Genomic DNA, 25,113 nt, shown 5'->3' with positions numbered 1-25,113 from the left:
TGTCGGGGTGACGGTCCGTTGCGGTTTCGCGTCCCGGGCGCTCTTGCGACCCATATGCAGTACGGCCACGATGAAAGGGTTGCGCGGCTGAGCGGAGACCCTCATGCACGTACCCGACGGATTCATCGACGCCCCCGTCTCGGCCGCCACCGGCATCCTCGCCGCTGCCGCCGTCGCGGTCAGCCTGCGCGGCGCCCGCCGCGAACTGGGCGGCCACGGACCGCACACCGCTCTCGGCGCCGAGCGCACCGCGCCCCTCGCCGGCCTGGTCGCCGCCTTCATCTTCGCCGTCCAGATGCTCAACTTCCCCGTCGCAGCCGGGACCAGCGGCCACCTCCTCGGCGGCGCGCTGGCCGCGATCCTCGTCGGCCCGTACACGGGCGTGCTCTGCGTCTCGGTCGTGCTGCTCATGCAGGCGGTGCTCTTCGCGGACGGCGGGCTGACCGCGCTCGGCGTCAACATCACCGACATGGCGGTGGTGACCGTTCTCGTCGCGTACGGGATCTTCCGCGGCCTGGTCAAGGTGCTGCCGCGCGGGCGCCGCGCGGTCACGGCCGCGTCCTTCGTGGCCGCCGCGGTCTCCGTACCGGCCGCCGCCGCCGCCTTCACCGGCCTGTACGCGCTGGGCGGCACCACCCACGTACCGCTCGGCACGGTCTTCGCGGCGATGACCGGCGTACACGTCCTCATCGGCATCGGCGAGGCCGTCATCACCGCGCTGACCGTCGGCGCGGTCCTCGCCGTGCGCCCCGACCTCGTGTACGGGGCGCGCGGGCTGGCCAAGCCGCTCCAGCTGCGGACTTCCCCCTTGGCCGGGCCCGCGACGGCAGCGGGGGAGCCGGAGCCCGCCGAGGCGCCACGGCCCGGCGAGGACGCGGCGGGCGCCGCGGGTGGCGCCCCGCGGCCTGACGCCGCCCGGCGCTCCACCCGCCGCGTCTGGCTGGCCGGCGTCGCCGCCGCGCTGATCTGCGCCGGCGGCGTCAGCTACTACGCCTCCACCAGCCCCGACGGCCTGGAGAAGGTCGCCGAGGACCAGGGCATCGACGCCAAGGCCGAGGAGCACGCGGCGAAGGACTCGCCGCTGGCCGACTACAGCGTCAAGGACATCGCGAACCCCCGGATCTCCGGCGGGCTGGCCGGGGTGATCGGGGTGGGCGCGACGCTCGCCGTCGGCACCGGCGTCTTCGTCGTCGTACGGCGCCGCCGCGGCGCGGCCCGGGACGCCGCTGGAAACGCCGCCGGGGACGCCGTACCGCCGCAGCAGCACACGCCGGAATCGGCCTGAGATGGGCGCCGGGCACGCCCACAAGCTCTACCGGCACGGGCACTCGCCGGTGCACGCCCTGCCGCCGCACTGCAAGATCACGGCGGTGCTCTGCTTCGTCCTGGCCGTCGTCGCCACCCCGCGCACCGCCGTCTGGGCCTTCGCCCTGTACGCGCTGCTGCTGGCCGCGGTCGCCGCGGCGGCCCGGGTGCCCGCCGGGTTCCTGCTCAAGCGGCTGCTCATCGAGGTGCCGTTCGTGGCCTTCGCCGTCCTGATGCCGTTCGTCGCCACGGGGCCGCGCGTCCACATCCTGGGGACGGCGCTGAGCGAGCCCGGCCTCTGGGGTGCCTGGAACATCCTCGCCAAGGGCACCCTGGGCGTCGCCGCCTCCGTCCTCCTCGCCGCCACCACCGAACTGCGCGGCCTCCTGCTCGGCCTGCAACGGCTGCGGATGCCGCCGCTGCTCGTCCAGATCGCCTCCTTCATGATCCGCTACGGCGACGTCATCGCCGACGAGCTGCGGCGGATGCGCATCGCCCGCCTCTCCCGCGGCTTCGAGGCGCGCGGCGTACGCCACTGGGGCGTCCTCGCCAAGTCCGCCGGCGCCCTGTTCATCCGCTCCTACGAACGCGGCGAACGCGTCCACCTCGCCATGGTCAGCCGCGGCTACACCGGCACCCTGCCCGTACCGGACACCGCCGCCGCGACCGGCGCCCAGTGGACCCGCGCCGCCGCCCTGCCCGCCGCCGCCCTCGCCGTATGCCTGCTGGGATGGACCCTTTGAACAACCCCGTGCCCACGCCCGTCACCACCGCACCCGAACCGCCCCCGGCCCCCTCCCTGGAGGTCGCCGGACTCGCCTACGCCTACCCCGACGGCCACCAGGCCCTCTACGGCGTCGACCTCACCGTGGCCCGCGGCGAGCGGGTCGCGCTGCTCGGCCCCAACGGCGCCGGGAAGACCACCCTCGTCCTGCATCTGAACGGCATCCTCGCGCCCGGCGCCGGTACGGTCACGGTCGCCGGGCTGCCCGTCGCCAGGCGCCACCTCGCCGAGATCCGCCGCCGTGTCGGCATCGTCTTCCAGGACCCCGACGACCAGCTGTTCATGCCCACCGTCCGCGAGGACGTCGCCTTCGGGCCCGCCGCGGCCGGGCTGCGCGGCGCCGAACTGGCGGCGCGGGTCGCCGAGGCCCTCGGCCGGGTCGGCATGGCGGACTACGCCGACCGCCCGCCGCACCACCTCTCCTTCGGGCAGCGCCGCCGCGTCGCGGTCGCCACCGTCCTCGCGATGCGCCCGGAAATCCTCGTCCTGGACGAGCCGTCCTCCAACCTCGACCCCGCCTCGCGACGCGAACTGGCCGACATCCTGCGGGCGTTGGACGTCACGGTGCTGATGGTCACGCACGATCTGCCGTACGCCCTCGAACTGTGCCCGCGCGCCGTCGTCCTGTCCGAGGGCGTCATCGCCGCCGACGGCCCCACCCAGGACCTGCTGGGCGACGCGGAACTGATGGCCGCGCACCGACTCGAACTGCCCTTCGGTTTCGATCCGCGCTCTGTGACGATCCCCACGCCCTGACGGCACCCCCGCACACCGCGTCCGCCGCCGCCCCTGGTCACCAGCACTGATCCGCGCGTTGCACCATTGATAGGTCACAAACGCGACGGATGAGTGGGAAGCGGGAAACAGTGGTGGACGTCCAGGGCACGGTCGCGGACGGCTTCGAGCCGGTCCGCGACGCCTTTGCGGCCAACTTCGCGTGGCGCGGCGAGCGCGGCGCGGCTGTCGCCGTCTACCGGCACGGGCGCAAGATCGTCGACCTGTGGGGCGGCAGCCGGGACGCCGACGGCCCCGAGGCGCACGCGCCGGACGACGGCGCCCCCTGGGAAGCGGACACCGCCCAGGTCATCCGCTCCGCCACCAAGGGCATCGCGGCCGTCGTGCCGCTCCTGCTCCACCAGCGCGGCCTGCTCGACCTGGACGCCCCCGTCGGCACGTACTGGCCCGAGTTCAAGGCCGCCGGCAAGGACCGCGTCCTGGTCCGCCACCTCCTCTCGCACCGCGCGGGCCTGCCCGTCCTGGACACCCCGCTCACCCCGGAGCAGGCCGTCGACGGCGTCAGCGGCCCCGCCGCCCTCGCCGCCCAGGCCCCCGCCTGGACCCCCGGCGCCGACCACGGCTACCACGCCCAGACCTACAGCTGGCTGCTGGCCGAACTGGTACGCCGGATCACCGGCCGCACCATCGGCACCTGGATCGCCGACGAGATATCCGGGCCCCTCGGCCTGGAACTGTGGGTCGGCGCCCCCGCCGACGCGCTCGCCCGCACCGGCCGCCTCGCCGACGTCGAGGCACCGGCCCCGCCCGCCGCGGCCGGACTGCGCGTCCGCCCCAAGCGCAACGTCTCCGACGCCTACCGCGACCCCGGCTCCCTCACCCGGCGCGCCTTCGGCGCCATCACCCCGGCCCCCGACGAGAACGCCGACGCCTACCGCGCCGCCGAACTCCCCGCCTCCAACGGCATCGCCACCGCCCGCGCCCTGGCCCGCTGCTACGCGGCGCTCATCGGCCCCGTCGACGGCCACCCCCGCCTCTTCGCGCCCGCCACGCTCACCCTGGCCCGTACGGAGGAGTCGGCGGGACCCGACCGCACCCTCGTCGTCAACACCCGCTTCGGCCTCGGCTACATGCTGCACGGCCCCGCCTCGCCCCTCCTGGCCCCCGGCTCCTTCGGCCACCCCGGCCGCGGCGGCAGCCTGGCCTTCGCGGACCCCGAGTCCGGCACGGCGCTCGGCTACGTCACCAACGGCATGCAGCAGAACGTGACCGCCGACCCGCGGGCCCAGGCACTGGTACGGGCCCTGCGGGCCGCGCTCGAAGCCTGAGGCGCGCGCAGCCGGGCCCGGGGCGCCCGACGCCCGGGGTCTGTTGCTCGCGGGACCCGTGCGTCAGGCTGGGCGCATGAGGCGATTCGACGGCTACCGCGTACTGATCACCGGCGCCGGCCGGGGCATCGGCGAGGCCACCGCCCGGCGGCTCGCCGCCGAAGGGGCCCGGGTCCTGGTCACCGACCGCGACCCCGACCGGGCCGGACAGGCGGCCGCCCGCATCCGCGAGGACGCCGGCGCCCGCGGCAGCGGCGGCACCGCCGAGGCGCTCGCCTGCGACGTCGCGGACCGCACCGCCGTCGACGCGGCCGTCGCACACGCCGTGCACCGCTTCGGCGGACTCGACGTCCTGGTCAACAACGCCTGCCGGTGCTCGCCCGGCACCCCGCTCTTCGAGGACCAGCGGGACGAGGACTGGGCCGGCGACCTGGACATCACCCTGGGCGGCGCCTTCCGCTGCGCCCGCGCCGCGCTGCCCCACCTGGCCGCCGCCGACGGCCGCGGCGCGATCGTCAGCGTCGGCTCGGTCAACGGCGAGCAGGACTTCGGCAACCACGCCTACAGCGCCGCCAAGGCGGGCCTGGCCTCCCTCACCCGCACCCTCGCGGGCGAGGCGGCCGGCCGCGGCGTACGGGTCAACCTGGTCGCGCCGGGCACGGTCGACACCCCCAACTGGGGCGACCGCCCCGAAGCCCTGGAACGCGCCGCGGCCGCCTACCCCCTGGGCCGGGTCGGCCGCCCCGACGACATCGCCGCCGCGGTGGCCTTCCTGGCCTCCTCCGACGCCGCGTGGATCACCGGCATCACGCTCCCGGTGGACGGCGGCATCCTGACCGCCAACACGGCCCTGCGCGAGGCGCTGCTCGGCGACCGGCACTGACCCCCGCCCCGGGCCCGGGCCGTCCTGGACAGCGCGTCTAGTGCAGCATCAGCGCGATCCCCGCGACCATCAGGCCCGCCGCCGCGAGCCGCGGCGCGCCGAACCGTTCCTTGAAGAACAGGGCGCCGATGGCGGCGCCGACGATGATCGAGGACTCGCGCAGGGCGGCGATCGGCGCCAGGTGGGCCCGCGTCTGGGCCCACAGCACCAGGCCGTAGGCGAAGACGGACAGCACGCCGCCGGCCGCGCCGCGCAGCGCCACCGGGCGCAGCTGGGTGAGCAGCAGGCGGCGGCGGGTGGCCAGCGCGTACGCGGGGATCGCCACGCCTTCGAGGATCATCAGCCAGGCGATGTAGCCGATCGGGGTGCCGGAGGCGCGCACGCCCACGCCGTCCACGGTCGTGTACGAGGCGATGGCCAGCCCGGTGGCGAGGGCGGCGACGATGGCCGGCCAGTGCGGCTTCGTACCGGAGCCGCGGATGCCCCACAGCGCGACGCCGACCAGGCCCGCCGAGGCGAGCGCGACGCCGGCCAGGGCCTGGGCGTCGGGCAGCTCCCCGACGAAGACGGCGGCCAGGACGGTGACGACGAGCGGCGCGGTGCCCCGCGCGATGGGGTACATCTGTCCGAACTCGCCGAGGCGGAAGGACTGCATCAGCAGCGCCTGGTAGACGATGTGCAGCACGGCGGAGCCCACCAGCGCCGGCCAGGCGCCGGCCGCGGGCAGCGGCGCGAAGCAGGCCAGGACCGCCCCGCAGAGCGCGCCGCCGCCGCCGACCAGCGTGAAGGCGATCAGCTGGTCCTTGATGTGGTGGGCGATCGCGTTCCAGCCGGCGTGGGTGACGGCGGCGACCAGGACCGCGGCGACGACCAGGGGGCTCATGCGGTCCGCTCGCGCAGGTCGGCCGCCCGGCTCCGGGCGGGCGGCGCCGGGAGTGCGGTGGCGGCGCCGGGGGCCGGTGGGCGGGTGGCTTCATGACCGTACGGGAAATGACGCATGGCCCGCACGCTAGCTGTAGCTGTACGGGCCACGCGATGGTCGGCGGGCGGGGGGTGTGCGAGATCACCCCGGGCCGGGGACGGGTCTCAGCCCGCCGCGAGGACGGACCGGACGACCGGCCCGGCGTTCGAGCCGCCGTGGCCGCTGGCGGGGACGACGGCCGCCGCCGCGATGTCGCCGCGGTAGGCGGTGAACCAGGCGTTCGGCTTCTCCTGCCCGTCGACCTCCGCCGAGCCCGTCTTCGCGCCGATGTCACCGCTGAGCCCGGACATCGCCTCCGCCGCCGTACCGGACGTGGCGGTCAGCTTCATCAGCGACTTCAGCGCGGACGCGGTGCCCGGCTTCATCGCGCGCGGGGCCTTGGCCAGGGCCCGGCCGTCCAGCGAGGGCGCGACGATGTACGGCTGGTGGAAGCCGCCGTTCTGCACGGTCGCGGCGACCGAGGCGACGGTCAGCGGGTTCATCCGCACCCCGCCCTGCCCGATCAGCGAGGCGGCCATCTGCGCGTCGCTCTGCACCGGCACCGCGCCGTCGAAGGTGGGGATGCCGGTCTGCCAGTTCAGGCCGATGCCGAAGACGTCGCGGGCCTGCTTCGTCAGGTCGTCGTCCTGGAGCTTGGGCGCCATGGAGATGAACGCGTTGTTGCAGGACGCGGCGAAGCTCTGCGCGAAGGTGCCGTTCTTGATCTCGGTCTTCTTCAGGTTCTGGAACTTCCAGCCGCCGACCGTCACGAACTTCTCGCACGGGTGCGGCTTGTCCGGCGCCGTCAGCCCCTTGTCGATGAGCATCGAGGCCGTCACGACCTTCATCGTGGAGCCGGGCGCCAGCGAGCCCTGGGTGGCCGTGTTGAAGCCCTTCTCGGGCGAGTTGGCGATGGCCAGGATCTCGCCGGTGCTCGGCTTGAGCGCGACCGTGGACGCCTTCGGCTTGCCCTTGACGGCCTTTTCGGCCGCCGCCTGCACCTTGGCGTCCAGGGTGGTCTTCAGGGTGCCCGGTTTGCCCTTGGAGAGCACCTTCAGCGTCTCGTCGGGCCGCTGGGTCGCCTTGTCGCCGGCGGCCCGGTGGATGGACAGCTCCACCCCGGGCTTGCCGTCGGTCTTCTTGCCGAACTTGTCGCGCAGGCTGTCCAGCACCCCGGCCAGCGCCGGGTGCGCTTCCTTGGTCAGCTCGGTGCCGTTGCGGTCCACGGCCTTGATGGGCGGCGCCTCGGACTCGCCGGTGCGCAGTACGTCGCCCTTGTCCAGCTTCGGGTGCAGGATGCTCGGCGCCCAGGCGATACGCGGCTCGCCGGTCTCCTTGTCCCGCTTGACGGTCAGTGAAGTGCCGTAGGAGACGGGGGCCTTCATGGTCTTGTACGCGATGTCGGCGCTGACCGTGTAGGCGACCTTGTCGCCGGTGGCCTTGCCCGGGGTGAGCTTCAGGCCCGTGAAGTGGGTCTGCTTCGGGTACGCGGCCAGCGCGGCGCCGGCCGCCTTCGCGTCGTCCGTGAGGGCGGCGGCCCGGTCGGCGGCGCCCGCCTTCCAGGCGTCGAGGAACTTGCCCGCGGTGTCGCCGACTTCCGCGGCGGACAGCGGACCGGTCTTGACCTCGGGTGCCGCGTCGCCGGGCTTGCCGTCCCGGGCCGCCCGGACCTGCTGGGCCTGCTCGTCGTCGCCGGAGCCGCCGAGCAGCGTGTAGCCGCCGACGCCGCCCACGACCAGGGCGACCGCCCCGCCGATCAGCCCGTACCTCACCTCACGGCGCATGTCACCGATCCCCTCCCGAATCCTCGTTCTTCAGCACGCACACAAGAACGTGCAGCGCACTCTATGGGACACGGGGTGTGGGGGTGAGTCTCGGCCCTGTGACGCGTGCGACGTCTGCGCTCTAGACGCCGGGCGGCTGCGCGCTGCCCAGGGGCGACCGGTGGCGCGACTCGACCACGACCATCGCGGTGACGCGGAAGACGACCGTCTTCTGCCCGTCGACGTCGGTGGTGGCCGACAGCCCCACCGCGTCACCGAGCAGCGGATTGTTGTTCTCCTGCCAGGTCAGGCCCGGGTAGTGCTGCCGCTCGGCCCAGATCTCGGCCTCTTCCCTGGCCTGTTCCATGTCGGCGAACGCCGCCAGGGCCGTCTCCTTGCAGGCGGGCGCGACCGTCCGCAGCGCGCCGTGGTCCTCGACCTGTTCGGGCTTGTTGTGCTCGATGACGTACACGAACTTCGGCGTACTCAATTACGCTCCCTCCCTGGCCGTCCGGGGACGCAGGGCGGCGATCGGCATTGACCGGCATCATTCGATGACGGCCAAGTATGACCGCCGTTCCTGCGCGGACGGCGCTTTCGGCGTACGGGTCCCGGCCGTGTCGTGCCCTAGACCCAGGTGTCGAACCACATCCGGTTGTGCCAGGCGCTCTTGGGGATCGGCTGCCCCGTGTAGAGCGGGTAGAAGTAGATGAAGTTCCAGATGATGAGCAGGACGAGCACCCCGGCGCCCACCGCCCCGATCGCGCGCCGCCGTTCGCTCGACCCCGGCGGGCCGAGGATCGCGCCGACCAGCATGGCCAGCGCCAGGCACACGAACGGCACGAACACCACCGCGTAGAACAGGAAGATCGTCCGGTCCTGGTACAGGAACCACGGCAGCAGCCCCGCCGCGATGCCGCAGGCGACGGCGCCCGCCCGCCAGTCCCGCTTGAACAGCCAGCGGTAGAGCACGTACAGGATCGCGAAACACCCGGCCCACCACAGCAGGGGAGTACCCAGCGCGAGCACTTCCCGTGCACAGCCCTCGGCCGCCGCGCACCCGTCGTGGCCCATCTTGGGGTCCTCGTAGAAGTACGAGACGGGCCGGCCCTGCACCAGCCAGCTCCACGGATTCGACTGGTAGGTGTGCGGCGTGGACAGGCCCTTGTGGAAGTCGTAGACCTCCGTCTCGTAGTGCCACAGGCTGCGCAGCCAGTCCGGCAGCCACGTCCAGCCGCTCGCCCGCCCCTCCGGGGTGGCGGTGGCCCAGTCGCGGTTGTAGCCGCCCTTGGTGACCAGCCAGCCGGTCCACGTCACCAAGTACGCGGCCATCCCCACCACGACGGTCGCGCCGAAGGCCGGCAGCAGGTCGCGGCGCAGCACCGCGCGCACCGGGTGCCGGGCACCGGCGGTGCGCCGCGACGCCACGTCCCACAGCACCATCAGCACGGCGAACGCCGCCAGGTAGTACAGGCCGTTCCACTTGCTCGCGGCGGACAGCCCCAGGCACACCCCGGCCGCCAGCCGCCACGGCCGCCACCCCAGCCGCAGCCGGTCACCCACCTTCTCGTCCGGCCGCGCCAGCCCGTCCGGGCCGACCGGCAGCGCCGCCGCCAGCCGCGCCCGGGTACGGTCCCGGTCCACCAGCAGACAGCCGAACGCCGCCACCACCCAGAACATGACGATGAGGTCCAGCAGCGCGGTACGGCTCATCACGAAGTGCAGGCCGTCCACCGCCAGCAGGACGCCCGCCAGACAGCCCAGCGCCGTGGAGCGCAGCAGCCGGCGGCCGATCCGGCAGACCATCAGCACCGACAGCGTGCCGAGCAGCGCGACCACGAACCGCCAGCCGAAGGGGTTCATCCCGAAAGCCCATTCGCCCAGCGCGATCATCCACTTGCCCAGCGGCGGGTGGACGACATAGGAGTGCTCGGGCGAGAGCAGGATCTGCTGCGGGTGGGCCACCAGCGCGTCGTTGGCGTCCTTGGCCCACGTGCCCTCGTAGCCGTACTGGAGCAGCGACCAGGCGTCCTTGGGGTAGTACGTCTCGTCGAATATCACCTTCGCCGGGCTGCCCAGGTTCCAGAACCGCAGCAGACCCGCGAAGAGCGCGACCAGCAGCGGCCCGCCCCAGCCCGACCAGCGCGCCAGCCGGCCGGCGGCGGCCGGGCCCAGGCCCAGCACCGACCACACCCGCGTCCCCGGCTCGGGGAACGCCGGCACCAGCCGCTCCCGGGCGTCGGCCTGCGGCTGCCCGGCGTATCCGAACCGGCGCAGCCTGCGCTGCCACCGGCCGGGCTGTCCGGCGGGCTCCTCGGCGCGGTCGGCGTCTGTCGCGGTGTCACTCGTCACCGGCCCATCGTAGGGAAGCGGCCTGTGCGGAACGCGGGGGCCGCGCGGCCGGGCCCCCGCGGCCGGTGCTGCCGGGGCGCACGGGACCCGTGGTGCGCGGCGGGCCCCGGCCGCCGGAGCACGGCGGGCCGTACGGCTGGGAGGATGGGGGCGTGACTGGAACGCTGGTACTTGCAGGGACGCCCATCGGCGACGTGGCGGACGCGCCCCCGCGGCTCGCCGCCGAACTGGCGGCGGCCGAGGTGATCGCCGCCGAGGACACCCGGCGGCTGCGCCGCCTCACCCAGGCGCTCGGCGTGCACACGACCGGCCGCGTCGTGTCGTATTTCGAGGGCAACGAGGCCGCCCGCACCCCGGAGCTGGCCGACGCCCTCGAAGCCGGAGCCCGCGTCCTGCTCGTCACCGACGCCGGCATGCCCTCCGTCTCCGACCCCGGCTACCGGCTGGTCGCCGCCGCCGTCGAGCGCGGCGTCAAGGTCACGGCCGTACCGGGCCCCAGCGCGGTGCTCACCGCGCTCGCCGTCTCCGGCCTGCCCGTGGACCGGTTCTGCTTCGAGGGCTTCCTGCCCCGCAAGGGCGGCGAACGCCGCTCCCGGCTGCGCGAGGTCGCCGACGAACGCCGCACCCTCGTCTACTTCGAGGCCCCGCACCGCCTCGACGACACCCTCGCCGCCATGACCGAGGTCTTCGGCGCCGAGCGGCGCGCAGCGGTGTGCCGCGAGCTGACCAAGACGTACGAGGAGGTGCGGCGCGGGCCGCTGTCGGAGCTGGCCGCATGGGCGGCGGACGGCGTACGCGGCGAGATCACCATCGTCGTCGAGGGCGCCCCCGAAACCGGCCCGCAGGACCTCGGACCCGACGAGCTCGTCCGGCGCGTACACGTCAGGGAGGAGGCGGGGGAGCGCCGCAAGGAGGCCATCGCCGCCGTCGCCGCCGAGACCGGGCTACCCAAGCGCGAGGTGTTCGATGCGGTCGTGGCGGCAAAGAATGCGGCGCGAACGGGACCAGCGGAAGGTAAATGACTAGCCTGGAAAGTAAAACCTGGGCCGCGCAGCCGGGCGCATCGTCTGCACACCGCCAAATCTGTGTCAACAGGTAGGAGGCCCTGCTGCGCCACCGCCGGGAAAGGCGTCCACTGGGAGGTGGGACGTTTGTCCCCGGAGACCTTGTCCAGCGGGCAAGAGGAGCGGCTATGAGTGACATCGCGCGTACGCCGGGCATCACCACCGGCGCCCACCCCACCCCCCAGACGGACCCCCCGGCACACGAGGCCTACGCCTTCGCGTGCATGAGCTGCGGCCACGGCTGGGAGCAGTCGTACGAGATACGGCACCACGTCGACGCGGACGGGCGCGCGCACTGTGTGTACTACGCGGACGGCGAGCGCGTACCTTCCCCCCTGACCCGCCCCACCTGCCTGAACTGCGGCGGCCACGTCGTCCGCATCATGCGGTCCGGACAGGTCTCGATGGTCTCCAAGGCGATGGCCGGCCTCTACGCGCAGCCCTCGGCGGGCGCAGCCGCAGGCACCGCGGGCGCGGGCGCGGGAACCGTGCCGCAGCAGGGCGAGAGCACCGACGGCGGCGCCACCTCGGACGGCCGCCGCGAACGCCACCACTGGCACCTCGCCGACCTGCTGCACCCCTTCCAGCACCACCGCAGGTGAGCGGGCGGCCGCGGTCCCGCGAGGGCGCGCCTCCTGGAGGAGTGGCGTTCACCCGGCCCTCGTAGGATCGCGGTCATGAGCAGGACGACCAAGGACGCGCCGCCGCCGCTGCCCGAACCGCTTCGGGTGCCGGTCGCGGACTCGCACACGCACCTCGACATGCAAGAGGGCACCGTGGAGGACGCCCTCGCCAAGGCCGCCTCCGTAGGCGTGACCACCGTCGTCCAGGTGGGCTGCGACGTGAACGGCTCACGCTGGGCCGCGGAGACCGCCGCCGCGCACGACGCGGTGCACGCGACGGTCGCGCTGCACCCGAACGAAGCCCCGCGTATCGTGCTGGGCGACCCCGATGGCTGGTCGCGGCAGGGGGCCCGCGAGGCAGGCGGCGACGCCGCCCTCGACGCGGCGCTCGCCGAGATCGACGCGCTCGCGGCGCTGCCGCACGTCCGCGGCGTCGGCGAGACCGGCCTGGACCACTTCCGCACCGGCCCCGACGGCATGGCCGCCCAGCAGCGCTCCTTCCGCGCCCACATCGAGATCGCCAAACGGCACGGCAAGGCCCTGGTCATCCACGACCGCGAGGCCCACGACGACGTGTTGCGCATCCTGCGCGAAGAGGGTGCGCCGGACACCGTCGTCTTCCACTGCTACTCGGGCGACGCCGAGATGGCCAAGACCTGCGCCGAGGCCGGCTACCTCATGTCCTTCGCGGGCAACGTCACCTTCAAGAACGCCCAGCCGCTGCGCGACGCGCTCGCCGTCGCCCCGCCCGAGCTGGTGCTCGTCGAGACCGACGCGCCCTTCCTCACCCCCGCCCCCTACCGCGGACGGCCTAACGCCCCGTATCTCATTCCGGTCACGCTGCGGGCCATGGCCGAGGTCAAGGGAATGACGGAGGACGCGCTGGCCACCGCCGTGGCCGCGAACACGGCGCGCGCCTTCGGCTACTGAGCGGCACCCCGGCACGGGCCCGGCACCCTAGCGCGACGACACAGCGTGGCGGGCCCGCTTTGGAGAGTCACCGGCGCTCCGCTACATTCCGGCCGACAACCCGGACCCGTGGCACGTGGAGCGTCGTGACTCATTCGCAGGGCAGCCACCCCGTCGCGCACGGCGGATACGGACCGAGCGCCGAGCCGCCGCGTGACACAGCCGTCGAGACCCCCGATCCGTACGGGCGGTACGCGTCGTACGGGGAGTACAGCGCGTACAGCGCGTACAGCGGATACAGCGGATACAGCGCTCACGAGGGGTACGGGCCGTACGACGTCTACGAGACGTACGCCCCGTACGAACGCCACGAACCCGCGCACCCGGGGCACGGCGGGGCCGAGGCGTGGGAGACACCGGCACCCCCCGCCGCCCAGGACTCCCATACCTCTCAGGCGCCTCAGGCACCGCCGGGGCGCGTACCGCACCAGGGACCGCTGGTGCCGCTGCGCGACGACCTCGCCGGCGTACCCTCCTCCCCCGGCCTCCGCCCGGGGGCGACCCCACCCCACCCGGGCCGGGCCGCTGCCCGCCGGGCCGCCCGCGGCACCGCCCACCGCCGCGGCATGACCGACCGGCTCAACACCGCGGACCGCCAGGGCACCGAGCACACCGAAACCCGCCGCCGACTGCTCCCGCAGGCCCTCGTCGTGGCCTTCCTCGCCGGCGGCACCGCCGCGTTCATCGCCCACGACAAGGCCGTCCGCATCGACGTCGACGGCGAACCCCGCACCCTGCACACCTTCGCCGCCGACGTCGGCGACCTGCTCGCCGACGAGGACGTCGAGGTCGGCGCGCACGACCTCGTCCAGCCCGCCGCCGACGCCGCCCTGACCAGCGGCGACGAGATCACCGTCCGCTACGGACGGCCCATGCGCCTGACCCTCGACGGCGAACGCCGCCAGGTCTGGACGACCGCCGAGACCGTCGCCGACGCGCTCCACCGGATCGGCGTCCGCACCGAGGGCGCCCACCTGTCCACCGCCCCCGCCCAGCGCATCGGCCGCAACGGCCTCGACCTCGACGTACGCACCGAACGCAGCGTCACCTTCGTCGCCGACGGCCGCGAACACACCGTCCGCACCAACGCCGCCACCGTCCGCGAGGCACTCGACCAGGCCGGCATCGCGCTGCGCGGCGAGGACACCACCTCCGTGGCGCCAGAGTCCTTCCCGCGCGACGGGCAGACCGTCTCCGTCCTGCGCATCACCGGCGCCGAGAAGGTCCGCGAGGAGATCATCCCGTTCGAGGTGGTCAAGCAGGCCGACCCGACGACCTTCAAGGGCACCGAGACGGTGGTACGCCAGGGACAGCCCGGCATCCGGCGCCTCACCTACGAGATCCGCACGGTCAACGGCGTCCACCAGAAGCCCAGGAAGGTCGGCTCGGAGGTCGTCCGCGCGCCCCGCGACCGGATCGTGCACGTCGGCACCAAGCCGATGCCCGCGAGGGTGGCCGGCGCCGACCACCTGAACTGGGGCGCGCTCGCCCAGTGCGAGGCGGGCGGGCGCCCCGACGCGGTCGACGCCTCCGGCACCTACGGCGGGCTCTACCAGTTCGACACCGGCACCTGGCGCGGCCTCGGCGGCAGCGGACGGCCGCAGGACGCCCCGGCCGGGGAACAGACCTACCGCGCCAAGAAGCTGTACATCAGCCGGGGAGCCAGCCCGTGGCCGGTGTGCGGGCGCAAGCTGCGCGACTGAGCGGGGTGCGGAGGCGGGGCGGCGGGCGCTGTCGCCGCCACCGGGCCGGCGCGCCGTAAGCTGCACGGGTGAGCAACAGCAGCACCACCGACGAGCCCGGCCCCCTCCTGGGCGCCGCCGACATCCGCGAACTGGCCGCCGCGCTGGGCGTACGCCCCACCAAGCAGCGCGGCCAGAACTTCGTCATCGACGCCAACACCGTCCGGCGCATCGTGCGCACCGCCGAGGTCCGGCCGGACGACGTCGTCGTCGAGGTCGGACCCGGGCTCGGCTCGCTGACCCTGGCACTGCTGGAGGCCGCCGACCGGGTCACCGCCGTCGAGATCGACGACGTGCTGGCCGCCGCGCTGCCGTCCACCGTCGAGAACCGGCTGCCCGGCCGCGCCGACCGCTTCGCGCTGGTCCACAGTGACGCGATGCTGGTGCGCGAGCTGCCCGGCCCCCCGCCCACCGCGCTGGTCGCCAACCTGCCGTACAACGTCGCCGTGCCGGTGCTGCTGCACATGCTCGCGACGTTCCCCACCATCGACCGCACCCTGGTCATGGTGCAGTCCGAGGTCGCCGACCGGCTCGCGGCCCGCCCCGGCAACAAGGTGTACGGCGTGCCGTCGGTCAAGGCCAACTGGTACGCCGAGGTCAAGCGGGCCGGCGCGATCGGGCGCAACGTGTTCTGGCCCGCGCCCAACGTCGACTCCGGGCTGGTCTCGCTCGTCCGCCGGGAGAAGCCGGTCGAGACCACCGCGAGCCGCGCAGAGGTCTTCGCCGTGGTCGACGCGGCGTTCGCCCAGCGCCGCAAGACGCTGCGCGCGGCGCTGGCCGGATGGGCCGGGTCGGCGGCCGCCGCCGAGACGGCGCTGGTCGCCGCGGGGGTGTCGCCGCAGGCGCGTGGTGAGGCGCTGACCGTCGAGGAGTTCGCGCGCGTCGCCGAACACCGGCCCGCTCGCGAGGGGAGCACCGCATGACCGCGCCCGCGTCCGTGACCGTCCGCGTTCCCGCGAAGGTCAACGTCCAGCTCGCCGTGGGCGGCGCGCGCCCGGACGGCTTCCACGACCTGGCCAACGTCTTCCTGGCCGTCGGCCTGTACGACGAGGTCACCGCCACGCCCGCCGACACGCTCCGCGTCACCGCGACCGGCCCGGACACGGACCGCGTGCCCCTGGACCGTACGAACCTCGCCGCGCGCGCCGCGGAGCTGCTCGGTGCCCGGTACGGCATCGCGCCCGACGTGCACCTGCACATCGCCAAGGACATTCCCGTCGCGGGCGGCATGGCCGGCGGCAGCGCCGACGCGGCGGGCGCGCTGGTGGCGTGCGACGCGCTGTGGGGCACGGGTGCCTCGCGCGAGGAGCTGCTCGCGATCTGCGCCGAGCTGGGCAGTGATGTGCCGTTCTCGCTGGTCGGCGGGGCGGCGTTGGGGCTCGGGCGGGGGGAGATGCTGACGCCGCTGGAGGTGGGCGGCGCGGGGGACGGGGCGTTCCACTGGGTGTTCGCGGTGGCCGAGGGGGGGCTGTCCACGCCGGCCGTGTACGCGGAGTTCGACCGGCTCAACGAGGGGGTGGACGTGCCGGGGCCGGTGGCGTCGGTGGGGTTGCTGGACGCGTTGCGGATGGGGGACGCGGTGGCTCTGGCCGGGGCGGTCTCCAACGATCTCCAGGCTGCGGCGTTGTCCTTGCGGCCGTCGTTGGCTGCGACGCTCGCGGCGGGGACGGGTGCGGGGGCGTTGGCGGCGTTGGTGTCCGGGTCGGGGCCCACTACGGCCTTCCTGACCAAGGATGCCTTGTCGGCGGGGGTGGTGGCTGAGGCGTTGTTGGCGTCTGGGACGTGTCGGGCTGCCAGGGTTGCGGTGGGGCCGGTGGCGGGGGCTACGGTCGTTTAGGGCGCCGTGTGGGGGTGCGCGGTGTGCGCTGTCTGTCCGGTGGGTGGGGGCTCGGGCCCCGCGCCGTACGCGGCTTTCCCGCCGTCGTGGCTGAGTACTTGCACAGGCTCTGGGCGCTCGGTGCGCTCGGAACCGCGTGCGAAGTGTGCGAGGAAAAACCCTTCTGGGGCCGGACTAGGCTGTCAGGAGGAACCCGACCGATGGAGTGAAGCGTGGCCGTCAACCTCGTCAATCTGGAAGCCGTGGGCAAGGTGTACGGGACCCGTGCGCTGCTCGACGGTGTTTCCCTTGGTGTCAATGAGGGGGACCGGATCGGCGTCGTGGGGCGTAACGGCGACGGCAAGACGACCCTGATCCGGATTCTCGCGAAGCTGGAGGACGCCGACGACGGCCGGGTGACGCACAACAGCGGACTGCGGCAGGGCGTGCTGACCCAGCACGACTCGCTGGACCCGTCCGCGACCGTGCGCCACGAGGTCATCGGCGACCTCGCCGACCACGAGTGGCGCGGCAACGCCAAGATCCGTGACGTGCTGACCGGGCTGTTCGGCGGGCTGGACCTGCCGGGGCTGGGGCAGGGCCTGGACACCGTGATCGGGCCGCTGTCGGGCGGGGAGCGCCGCCGGATCGCGCTGGCGAAGCTGCTGATCGCCGAGCAGGATCTGATCGTGCTGGACGAGCCGACGAACCATCTGGACGTCGAGGGGATCTCGTGGCTCGCGGGGCATCTGCGGGCGCGGCGGTCCGCGCTGGTGTGCGTCACCCACGACCGCTGGTTCCTGGACCAGGTGTGCACCCGTATGTGGGACGTGCAGCGCGGCGACGTCCACGAGTACGAGGGCGGCTACAGCGACTACGTGTTCGCCCGTGCTGAGCGGGAGCGGATCGCCGCCAGTGAGGAAGCCAAGCGGCAGAATCTGATGCGCAAGGAGCTGGCCTGGCTTCGGCGGGGGGCTCCGGCGCGGACGAGCAAGCCGCGGTTCCGGATTGAAGCCGCCAATGAACTGATCGCGGACGTGCCGCCGCCTCGGGACACCGCCGAGCTGATGAAGTTCGCCAACTCGCGGCTGGGCAAGACCGTTTTCGAGCTGGCGGACGTGACCGTACAGGCCGGGCCGAAGGTGCTGCTCAAGCATCTGACCTGGCAGCTCGGGCCGGGGGACCGGATCGGGCTGGTGGGGGTGAACGGTGCGGGCAAGACGTCGTTGCTGCGCGCGCTGGCCGAGGCGGCGCGTACGGAGGGCGAGGCGCAGCCGGCGGCCGGGAAGATCGTGGTCGGCAAAACGGTGAAGCTGGCCTACCTGTCGCAGGAGGTCGCGGAGCTGGACCCGGCGCTGCGGGTGCTGGAGGCCGTGCAGCGGGTGCGTGAGCGGGTGGATCTCGGCAAGGGCCGGGAGATGACCGCGGGGCAGCTGTGCGAGAAGTTCGGGTTCACGAAGGAGAAGCAGTGGACGCCGGTCGGTGACCTGTCGGGTGGTGAGCGGCGCCGGTTGCAGATTCTGCGGCTGCTGATGGACGAGCCGAACGTGCTGTTCCTGGACGAGCCGACGAACGATCTCGACATCGAGACGCTGACGCAGCTGGAGGACCTGCTCGACGGGTGGGCGGGGTCGCTGGTGGTCATCAGCCATGACCGGTACTTCGTCGAGCGGACGACGGACCGCGTGTTCGCGCTGTTGGGCGACGCGACCTTGCGGATGCTGCCGCGGGGGCTGGACGAGTATCTGGAGCGGCGGCAGCAGGTGATCGACGCCGCGGCGCCGGCTCCGGTGGAGGCCGCGCCGAAGCAGAAGCCGGCCGCGGTGACGCGGGCGGCGCAGAAGGAGCTGCAGAAGATCGAACGGCAGCTGGACCGCATCGGCGAGAAGGAGACGAAGCTGCACGCGCAGATCGCCGAGCACGCGACGGACTTCGAGAAGGTCGCGGGGCTGGACGCGCAGCTGCGGGAGCTGGTGGGGGAGCGGGAGGAGCTGGAGATGCGGTGGCTGGAGCTCGCCGAGGACGCGTAGCGGACGGTCCACTACCGCCGGAGCCGGTCGTGAGCGATCGGCTCTGGCGTCTCACCTGTCACAAACGGCCAAGAAGCTGTGCGTAACTAACCCTGATTGGCCGGGATTTCAGCGTTGCGGCAGGCTTCTTCCCCTTAGGGGGCGCGCAACGTCGAACAAGCGTGTAGCTTCCGGGGGCAAGGGGCCTGGCGAGGGCCGGGGGGCTGGGCTCGCCGGGGAATTTGGGGGGTTGCTGCAATGGGCGTGCGGCTGATGGTGGTCGACGATCACCGACTGCTCGCCGAGGCACTCGCCTCGGCCTTGAAACTGCGCGGGCACCGGGTGCTCGCGGCGGCGGCCCCGAGCGCCGGGGCGGCGGATCTGGTGGTGAGCCGCGCGCCCGAAGTGTGCCTGCTGGGCACGGCGTCCCCGGCCGAGCCGGGCGCCTTCGACCCGGTCGTACGGATCAAGAAGGAGCGGCCGCAGGTCGCGGTGGTGGTGCTCGGTCCGGTGCCCAACCCGCGGGGTATCGCCGCCGCGTTCGCCGCCGGCGCCTCGGGCTACGTACGGCACGACGAGCGCATCGAGGGCGTGGAACGCGCCATGATGAAGGCGCGCGCGGGCGAGGCGGCGATCGCGCCGCAGTTGCTCCAGCAAGCCTTCGAGGAATTGCTGCATCCGGCCGCGCAGCCTGACGACGAGGGCGCCCGGCTGCTGCAGATGCTCACTCCGCGCGAGGTGGAGGTGCTGGTGCGGGTCGCCGAGGGCGAGGACACCCGGCTGATCGCGGCCGGCATGGGCATCGCGCCGAGCACCGCCCGTACGCATGTGCAGCGGGTGCTGATGAAGCTCGGCGTGGGCTCGCGGCTGGAGGCGGCGGCGCTGGCGGCGCGTACGGGGCTGCTGGACCGGGCGGCGACCCGGGGCGCCGGAGTGCACGAGGCGGCGGGGGCCGAGGCCGTCCCGCCGCCGTGACGCGCGCCGGTCAGGCGGTGTCGTCCTCCTGGAGGGCCGCGAGTTCCTCGGCGGTCGGCGGGACGGTCGGGCGGAGCTTGAGCCAGGCCAGGAAGAACAGGCCGAGCAGCAGCATGCCCAGGCCCGTCCAGAGGTTGATGTTGATGTCCTCGGCCTTCTTCAGGTCCGCTTCGGAGACGGCGAACCCGGCGATCATGACGATGACGCCGTAGAGCGTGAACAGGCCGCCGATGATGAGCCGGATGTCGAAGAGCCGGGCGGCCGTGGCCGACCTGCGTTCCAGTTCGACTTCGTGCTGGTAGTCACTCATGGTGCTGGGGTTCCTTCGGCTGGGGTGCGGGCGTCAGAAGGAGTACGGGACGTAGCAGAGCGCGGCGAGCACGATCGCGCCCCAGCCGAGCAGGGCCGGCTTGCGGTACCACGCGTCGTCGCCCTTGGCGGGCGGTTCCTCCAGGCCGGGGGCCCGGGTGCCGTAGACCAGGCCGGCGAGTTCCGCCTCGGGCTTGGGCTCGGTGAACAGGGTGACGGCGACCATCACCACCGCGCCGACGACGAAGGCGACGATCGCGGAGACGAAGTTGGCGCCCTGGTCGGTGGGGATGGCGATGATGCCCTGCTTGTAGATCCAGAAGTAGTTGACCATCGCGGCGGTGGTGCCCGCGACCAGGCCCCAGACGCCGGACTTCATGGAGGCCCGCTTCCAGAACATGCCGATGATGAAGACCACGAACATCGGCACGTTGAAGAACGAGAACAGCGTCTGGAGGTAGCCCATGATGTTGTTGAAGCTGGCGGCCAGGAAGGCCGTACCGATGCTGCACAGCACGCCGACGGCGGTGACCAGGCGGCCGAAGCGCAGGTAGTAGCGGTCCTCGCGGCCGGGCCGCACGTACTTCGCCCAGATGTCGGAGGTGAAGACCGTGTTGAAGGACGAGACGTTGGCGGCCATGCCCGCCATGAAGGCGGCCAGCAGGCCGGTGACCGCGATGCCCAGGACGCCGTTGGGCAGCAGGTCCCGCATCAGCAGCGGGATGGCGTCGTTGTAGGTCAGGCCGGAGCCCTCCTGGCCGAGGCCGGGCACGACGACCGCGGCGACCAGGCCGGGGATCATCACCAGGAAGGCGATGAACATCTTCGGGTAGGCGGCGATCAGCGGCGTGCGCTGCGCGGCGGAGAGGTTCTTGGCGGACAGGGCGCGCTGCACCTCGGCGAAGTTGGTGGTCCAGTAGCCGAAGGAGAGCACGAAGCCCAGGCCGAGGATGATCGTCAGCCAGTTGGCGCCGAGCGCGTTGGCCTCGCCGATTCCGGTGCCGTCCCACGCGGTCAGGAAGCTGTGCCCGTGGCTCTTCTCCAGCGACGAGGTCAGACCGTCCCAGCCGCCGACCCGCTTGAGGCCGATGACGCAGATCGGGATGAGCGCGGCGAGGATGACGAAGAACTGCAGCACCTCGTTGTAGATCGCCGAGGACAGGCCGCCGACGGTGATGTACGCGAGGACGAACACGCCGGCGACGACGATGGCGACCCACTGCGGCCAGCCCAGCAGCGCTTCGACGACGATCGACAGCGCGTAGAGGTTCACGCCCGCGATCAGGATGGCGGCGAAGGCGAACAGCACCGAGCTGAGCAGGTGCGCCGACTTGTCGAAGCGCTGGAGCAGGAACTCCGGCACCGAGCGGACCCGTGAGCCGTAGTAGAAGGGCATCATCACCAGGCCGAGGAACACCATGGCGGGGATGGCGCCGATCCAGTACCAGTGCACGACGGAGACGCCGTACTGCGCGCCGGTGGCGGCCATGCCGAGGATCTCGGTGGCGCCGAGGTTGGCGGCGACGAAGGCGAGTCCGGTGACCCAGGCGGGCAGCGACCGCCCGGAGAGGAAGAAGTCCAGGCTGGTCTTCACGCTGCGCCGGGCGGCGAAGCCGATGCCGAGGACGACGGCGAAGTAGATGGCCAGAATCGCGTAGTCGAGCCCGTTGGTGGGCAGCCGGAGCCCTGCGGCCAAGGTGATCATGGGGGCACTCACTTCTCTGTGCGTGATGAACGCACAGGAAACTACGCGCGGTCGTTCAGAAACTGAAGACTTTTGTTCGTTCTCGTCGTGGGATCGTGATGGAGGCGGGTGATTTGTCGGTAAATCTCCGGTTGCCGACCCGGCCGGCGTCGGCGTTGACGGGCTTGTTGAGTTGTGCTTCATTGTGTGTGTTTGTGTTTGGTGGGTGTGGCTGTGTGCCTAGGAGTGCTCCAGTGAAGAAGACGATGACCCGGCTCGCCGACGGCCGGGAGCTCATCTACTACGACCTGCGCGACGACGTGGTGCGCGACGACACCGACCGCCGGCCGCTCGACCCGGTCTCCACCGCCTCCGAGATCCGCCACGACCGGCTGCTCGGCGATGCGGTCGCCGTCGCCTCGCACCGCCAGGGCCGTACGTACCACCCGCCGGCCGACGCCTGCCCGCTGTGCCCCTCCCGCGACGGCCGCAGCACCGAGATCCCCGCGGCCGACTACGACGTCGCCGTCTTCGAGAATCGTTTCCCCTCCCTGGCCGGCGACACCGGCCGCTGCGAGGTGGTCTGCTTCACCTCCGACCACGACGCGTCCTTCGCCGACCTCACCGAGGAGCAGGCCGCGCTCGTCCTGGAGGCCTGGACCGACCGCACCGCCGAACTCTCCCAGCACCCTGGCGTCCGGCAGGTCTTCTGCTTCGAGAACCGCGGCGCGGAGATCGGCGTCACCCTCGGCCACCCGCACGGCCAGATCTACGCCTACCCCTTCACCACCCCGCGCACCGAGCGGATGCTCGACCGACTGGCCGCCCACCGCGAGGAAACCGGCGGCCGCAACCTCTTCGACGACGTCCTCGCCGACGAGCGCGCCGACGGCCGCCGCGTCGTCCTGGACGCGGACCACTGGACGGCCTTTGTCCCGTACGCGGCGCACTGGCCGTACGAGGTCCACCTCTACCCCAAGCGCCGCGTCCCCGACCTGCTCGCCCTCGGCGAGGACGCGCGCACAGAGTTCCCACAGGTCTATCTGGAAGTCTTGCGGCGCTTCGACCGGATCTTCGGCCCCGACGAGCCGCCGACCCCGTACATCTCCGCCTGGCACCAGGCGCCGCTGTACGCCGCCGACCGCGGCGAGTTCGCGCTCCACCTTGAGCTTTTCACCGTCCGCCGTACTTCCGGCAAGCTGAAGTTCCTCGCGGGTTCCGAATCCGGCATGAACGTGTTCATCAACGATGTGCCGCCGGAGGCTGCGGCCGAGCGACTGCGAGAGGTAGCGAGCGAGTGAGCAACAAGTACCTGGTCACCGGCGGCGCGGGATACGTGGGCAGCGTCGTGGCGGCCCACCTGGTCGAGGCCGGACACACCGTCACGGTCCTCGACGACCTGTCCACCGGGCACCGCGAGGGCGTCCCGGCCGGCACCCGCTTCGTCGAGGGCCGCGTCCAGGACGCCGCCCGCTACCTGGACGCCTCCTACGACGCGGTGCTGCACTTCGCCGCGTTCTCCCAGGTCGGCGAGTCCGTGACCGACCCCGAGAAGTACTGGCGCAACAACGTCGGCGGCACCATGGACCTGCTCGCCGCGATGCGCGGCGCGGGCGTGCGCACCCTGGTCTTCTCCTCGACCGCCGCGACCTACGGCGAACCCGAGACCACCCCGATCACCGAGTCCGCGCCCACCGCGCCCACCAGCCCCTACGGCGCCTCCAAGCTGGCCGTCGACCACATGATCGCCGGGGAGTGCGCCGCACACGGCCTGGCCGCCGTCTCGCTGCGCTACTTCAACGTCGCGGGCGCCTACGGCGACTGCGGCGAACGCCACGACCCCGAGTCGCACCTGATCCCGCTCGTCCTCCAGGTCGCCCAGGGCAAGCGGGAGGCCATCTCCGTCTACGGCGACGACTATCCGACGCCCGACGGCACCTGCGTACGCGACTACATCCACGTCGCCGACCTGGCCGAGGCCCATCTGCTCGCCCTCGAAGCGGCGGCACCCGGACAGCACCTGATCTGCAACCTCGGCAACGGCAACGGCTTCTCCGTACGCGAGGTCGTCGAGACCGTCCGCAAGGTCACCGGCCACCCCGTACCCGAGATCACCGCGGCCCGCCGCGGCGGCGACCCCGCCGTCCTCGTCGCCTCCGCACAGACCGCCGTCGACCGCCTCGGCTGGCGCCCCAGCCGTACGGATCTGGCCGACATCGTCGCCGACGCCTGGGAGTTCGCCCGGCGCAGGGAGGCCGCCACCCCATGACCCGCACCGACACCGGCCGCACCACCGCGGACCAGGACCGCCGCGCCCGGCAGACCGCCGAGCGCTTCCGCGAGGTGTACGGCGCCGCCCCCGCCGGGGTGTGGGCGGCGCCCGGCCGCGTCAACCTGATCGGCGAACACACCGACTACAACGACGGCTTCGTGATGCCGCTGGCACTGCCGCACACCACCCTCGCCGCCGCCTCGCCCCGCACCGACGGCGTCCTGCGGGTGCACTCCGGCGACGGCGGCAGCAGCGGTGACGGCCAGACCGTCGAACTACGGCTGGACGCCCTGCGCCCGGCCCCCGACGGCGGCTGGGCGGCCTACCCCGCGGGCGTCGTCTGGGCCATGCGGGAGGCCGGGCTGCCCGTCGGCGGCGCCGACCTCCATTACGACAGCACCGTCCCGGTCGGCGCCGGACTGTCCTCGTCGGCCGCCCTGGAGGTCGTCACCGCGCTCGCCCTCGACGACCTGTACGGCCTCGGGCTCACCCGGCAGCGCCTGGCGCAGCTCGCACAGCGCGCCGAGAACGCCTTCGTGGGCGTGCCCTGCGGAATCATGGACCAGACCGCCGCGGCCTGCTGCACGGACGGCCACGCGCTGTTCCTGGACACCCGCGACCTGACCCAGCGGCAGGTGCCGTTCGATTTGGCGGGGGAGGGGCTGCGGCTGCTGGTCGTGGACACCCGGGTCAAACACGAGCTGGGCGACGGCGCGTACGCACAGCGGCGCGCCATGTGCGAGCGCGGTGCGCGGGCGCTCGGCGTACACGCGCTGCGCGATGTGCAGTACGCGCATCTGCCGGAGGCATTGAGGCGTCTGGCCGCGTCGGAGGACGGTCAGGAGGGCGGCCCCCTTGGTCCCGAGGGCGGCTCCCCCGGCCCCGGCTCCGGTCCCGACGTCCGGGCCGTCGTCCGGCACGTCGTCACCGAGAACCGGCGCGTCGAGGACGTCATCGCCCGCCTGGACGCCGGTGACACCCGCGCCATCGGCCCGCTGCTGACCGCCGGCCACGCCTCCCTGCGCGACGACTTCCGGGTCTCCTGCCCCGAGCTGGACCTCGCCGTCGAGGCGGCCGGGGCCGCTGGCGCGCTCGGGGCCCGGATGACGGGCGGCGGGTTCGGCGGCTCGGCCGTCGTACTGGTCGAGGAACCGGCCGCGGACACCGTCGCCGCGCGGATCACCGAGGCGTTCGCGGCGGCCGGACACGCGGCGCCGCGGATCTTTCCGGCCGTTCCCAGCGCGGGGGCGCGGCGGCTGGTGTGAGGTCCCGTACCGGGGGCGGACACGGACGCGGGCCCGCCCCCGGCCCCCCTCCGGCCCGCCCCGGGCCCGCTCCCGGGCCGATCGTATTGAGACGAACCCTGTCGACTTCCGCCCCTCGACGGCCGCCTGGCCCCACCCTGAACACTTGGGCCGGGCAGTTTTGCCAATAGCCTTCCGTTGCCGCACCCCGTCCGTACTCTGAGTCCCAGCACCGGTGGGGGCCGGTGCTGATCAGGGGGCGAGACAGTCGGGTACGACGCCCGGGGTGGGGTAG

At 73.0% G+C, this 25,113-nt stretch carries 22 protein-coding genes; 16 read left to right on the top strand and 6 right to left on the bottom strand.

Features of this window, described 5'->3' with window-relative positions:
• Window positions 1-103 precede the first annotated feature (103 nt).
• From ACFV57_RS03615 to ACFV57_RS03595, 5 genes are all read left to right on the top strand, one after another.
• The gene (locus ACFV57_RS03615; protein ID WP_385225265.1) at window positions 104-1,285 is read left to right on the top strand and encodes an energy-coupling factor ABC transporter permease; all 1,182 of its coding nucleotides are present in this window, start codon (window positions 104-106) and stop codon (window positions 1,283-1,285) included.
• A 1-nt stretch (window position 1,286) separates the two neighbouring features.
• Window positions 1,287-2,048 (top strand): cobalt ECF transporter T component CbiQ, encoded by a 762-nt coding sequence (gene cbiQ / locus ACFV57_RS03610; RefSeq protein ID WP_385225263.1) that lies wholly within the window; start codon window positions 1,287-1,289, stop codon window positions 2,046-2,048.
• A complete protein-coding gene (locus tag ACFV57_RS03605) occupies window positions 2,036-2,845 on the top strand; it encodes an energy-coupling factor ABC transporter ATP-binding protein (protein ID WP_385225261.1) in 810 nt (269 codons plus the stop codon). The genes cbiQ and ACFV57_RS03605 overlap by 13 nt, the downstream gene beginning before the upstream one ends.
• Window positions 2,846-2,934: 89 nt before the next feature.
• A complete protein-coding gene (locus ACFV57_RS03600; RefSeq protein ID WP_385225259.1) occupies window positions 2,935-4,152 on the top strand; it encodes a serine hydrolase domain-containing protein in 1,218 nt (405 codons plus the stop codon).
• Between the two features lie 76 nt (window positions 4,153-4,228).
• Window positions 4,229-5,035, top strand: coding sequence for an SDR family NAD(P)-dependent oxidoreductase (locus ACFV57_RS03595; protein WP_385225257.1), 807 nt, complete (start codon window positions 4,229-4,231; stop codon window positions 5,033-5,035).
• Between the two features lie 37 nt (window positions 5,036-5,072).
• Here ACFV57_RS03595 and ACFV57_RS03590 read toward each other — a convergent pair whose 3' ends face one another.
• The 4 genes from ACFV57_RS03590 to ACFV57_RS03575 form a co-directional block, all read right to left on the bottom strand.
• Entirely contained in the window at window positions 5,073-5,918 is an 846-nt protein-coding gene (locus tag ACFV57_RS03590; protein ID WP_385225255.1) for an EamA family transporter, read from the bottom strand.
• A 203-nt stretch (window positions 5,919-6,121) separates the two neighbouring features.
• Complete coding sequence (locus ACFV57_RS03585) at window positions 6,122-7,780, bottom strand: penicillin-binding transpeptidase domain-containing protein (protein ID WP_385225253.1); 1,659 nt, start codon at window positions 7,778-7,780, stop codon at window positions 6,122-6,124.
• Between the two features lie 121 nt (window positions 7,781-7,901).
• Window positions 7,902-8,249 (bottom strand): hypothetical protein, encoded by a 348-nt coding sequence (locus tag ACFV57_RS03580; RefSeq protein ID WP_385225251.1) that lies wholly within the window; start codon window positions 8,247-8,249, stop codon window positions 7,902-7,904.
• A 137-nt stretch (window positions 8,250-8,386) separates the two neighbouring features.
• Window positions 8,387-10,111, bottom strand: coding sequence for a dolichyl-phosphate-mannose--protein mannosyltransferase (locus ACFV57_RS03575; protein WP_385225249.1), 1,725 nt, complete (start codon window positions 10,109-10,111; stop codon window positions 8,387-8,389).
• 152 nt (window positions 10,112-10,263) lie between these two features.
• Between ACFV57_RS03575 and rsmI the strand changes: the two genes are divergently transcribed.
• The 8 genes from rsmI (at window position 10,264) to ACFV57_RS03535 (ending at window position 19,309) form a co-directional block, all read left to right on the top strand.
• Window positions 10,264-11,133 carry a 16S rRNA (cytidine(1402)-2'-O)-methyltransferase gene (gene rsmI, locus ACFV57_RS03570; RefSeq protein ID WP_385225247.1) on the top strand — a complete coding sequence of 290 codons (870 nt, stop codon included), beginning with the start codon at window positions 10,264-10,266 and terminating at the stop codon, window positions 11,131-11,133.
• 170 nt (window positions 11,134-11,303) lie between these two features.
• On the top strand, window positions 11,304-11,777 hold the full coding sequence (locus ACFV57_RS03565) for a hypothetical protein (RefSeq protein ID WP_385225245.1): 474 nt from the start codon (window positions 11,304-11,306) through the stop codon (window positions 11,775-11,777).
• A 75-nt stretch (window positions 11,778-11,852) separates the two neighbouring features.
• Window positions 11,853-12,728, top strand: a complete 876-nt coding sequence (locus tag ACFV57_RS03560; RefSeq protein ID WP_385225243.1) for a TatD family hydrolase — start codon at window positions 11,853-11,855, stop codon at window positions 12,726-12,728.
• 125 nt (window positions 12,729-12,853) lie between these two features.
• Window positions 12,854-14,470 carry a ubiquitin-like domain-containing protein gene (locus tag ACFV57_RS03555; protein ID WP_385225241.1) on the top strand — a complete coding sequence of 539 codons (1,617 nt, stop codon included), beginning with the start codon at window positions 12,854-12,856 and terminating at the stop codon, window positions 14,468-14,470.
• A 68-nt stretch (window positions 14,471-14,538) separates the two neighbouring features.
• On the top strand, window positions 14,539-15,432 hold the full coding sequence (rsmA, locus tag ACFV57_RS03550; protein ID WP_385225239.1) for a 16S rRNA (adenine(1518)-N(6)/adenine(1519)-N(6))-dimethyltransferase RsmA: 894 nt from the start codon (window positions 14,539-14,541) through the stop codon (window positions 15,430-15,432).
• Window positions 15,429-16,346 carry a 4-(cytidine 5'-diphospho)-2-C-methyl-D-erythritol kinase gene (locus tag ACFV57_RS03545; RefSeq protein ID WP_385225237.1) on the top strand — a complete coding sequence of 306 codons (918 nt, stop codon included), beginning with the start codon at window positions 15,429-15,431 and terminating at the stop codon, window positions 16,344-16,346. The genes rsmA and ACFV57_RS03545 overlap by 4 nt, the downstream gene beginning before the upstream one ends.
• Before the next feature lie 212 nt (window positions 16,347-16,558).
• Window positions 16,559-18,355, top strand: coding sequence for an ABC-F family ATP-binding cassette domain-containing protein (locus ACFV57_RS03540; protein ID WP_385225235.1), 1,797 nt, complete (start codon window positions 16,559-16,561; stop codon window positions 18,353-18,355).
• Window positions 18,356-18,592: 237 nt separating this feature from the next.
• Entirely contained in the window at window positions 18,593-19,309 is a 717-nt protein-coding gene (locus ACFV57_RS03535; RefSeq protein ID WP_385225233.1) for a LuxR C-terminal-related transcriptional regulator, read from the top strand.
• A gap of 10 nt (window positions 19,310-19,319) precedes the next feature.
• Here ACFV57_RS03535 and ACFV57_RS03530 read toward each other — a convergent pair whose 3' ends face one another.
• Together ACFV57_RS03530 and ACFV57_RS03525 are read right to left on the bottom strand one after the other, a co-directional pair.
• On the bottom strand, window positions 19,320-19,619 hold the full coding sequence (locus tag ACFV57_RS03530; protein ID WP_385225231.1) for a hypothetical protein: 300 nt from the start codon (window positions 19,617-19,619) through the stop codon (window positions 19,320-19,322).
• 33 nt (window positions 19,620-19,652) lie between these two features.
• Window positions 19,653-21,323: a sodium:solute symporter family protein gene (locus tag ACFV57_RS03525; RefSeq protein WP_385225229.1), complete on the bottom strand. Its 1,671-nt coding sequence runs from the start codon at window positions 21,321-21,323 to the stop codon at window positions 19,653-19,655.
• Window positions 21,324-21,556: 233 nt separating this feature from the next.
• Between ACFV57_RS03525 and galT the strand changes: the two genes are divergently transcribed.
• Genes galT through galK form a run of 3 tightly spaced genes read left to right on the top strand, consistent with a single transcriptional unit; the run spans window position 21,557 to window position 24,839 of the window.
• Entirely contained in the window at window positions 21,557-22,603 is a 1,047-nt protein-coding gene (gene galT / locus ACFV57_RS03520; protein WP_385225227.1) for a galactose-1-phosphate uridylyltransferase, read from the top strand.
• The gene (galE, locus tag ACFV57_RS03515) at window positions 22,600-23,571 is read left to right on the top strand and encodes a UDP-glucose 4-epimerase GalE (RefSeq protein WP_385225225.1); all 972 of its coding nucleotides are present in this window, start codon (window positions 22,600-22,602) and stop codon (window positions 23,569-23,571) included. The genes galT and galE overlap by 4 nt, the downstream gene beginning before the upstream one ends.
• Complete coding sequence (galK, locus tag ACFV57_RS03510) at window positions 23,568-24,839, top strand: galactokinase (RefSeq protein WP_385225223.1); 1,272 nt, start codon at window positions 23,568-23,570, stop codon at window positions 24,837-24,839. The genes galE and galK overlap by 4 nt, the downstream gene beginning before the upstream one ends.
• Window positions 24,840-25,113 lie beyond the last annotated feature (274 nt).

The sequence above is a fragment of the Streptomyces sp. NPDC059788 genome (assembly GCF_042732265.1).
Taxonomy (GTDB): Bacteria; Actinomycetota; Actinomycetes; order Streptomycetales; family Streptomycetaceae; genus Streptomyces.
This window is presented reverse-complemented; position numbering and strand designations above follow the sequence as displayed.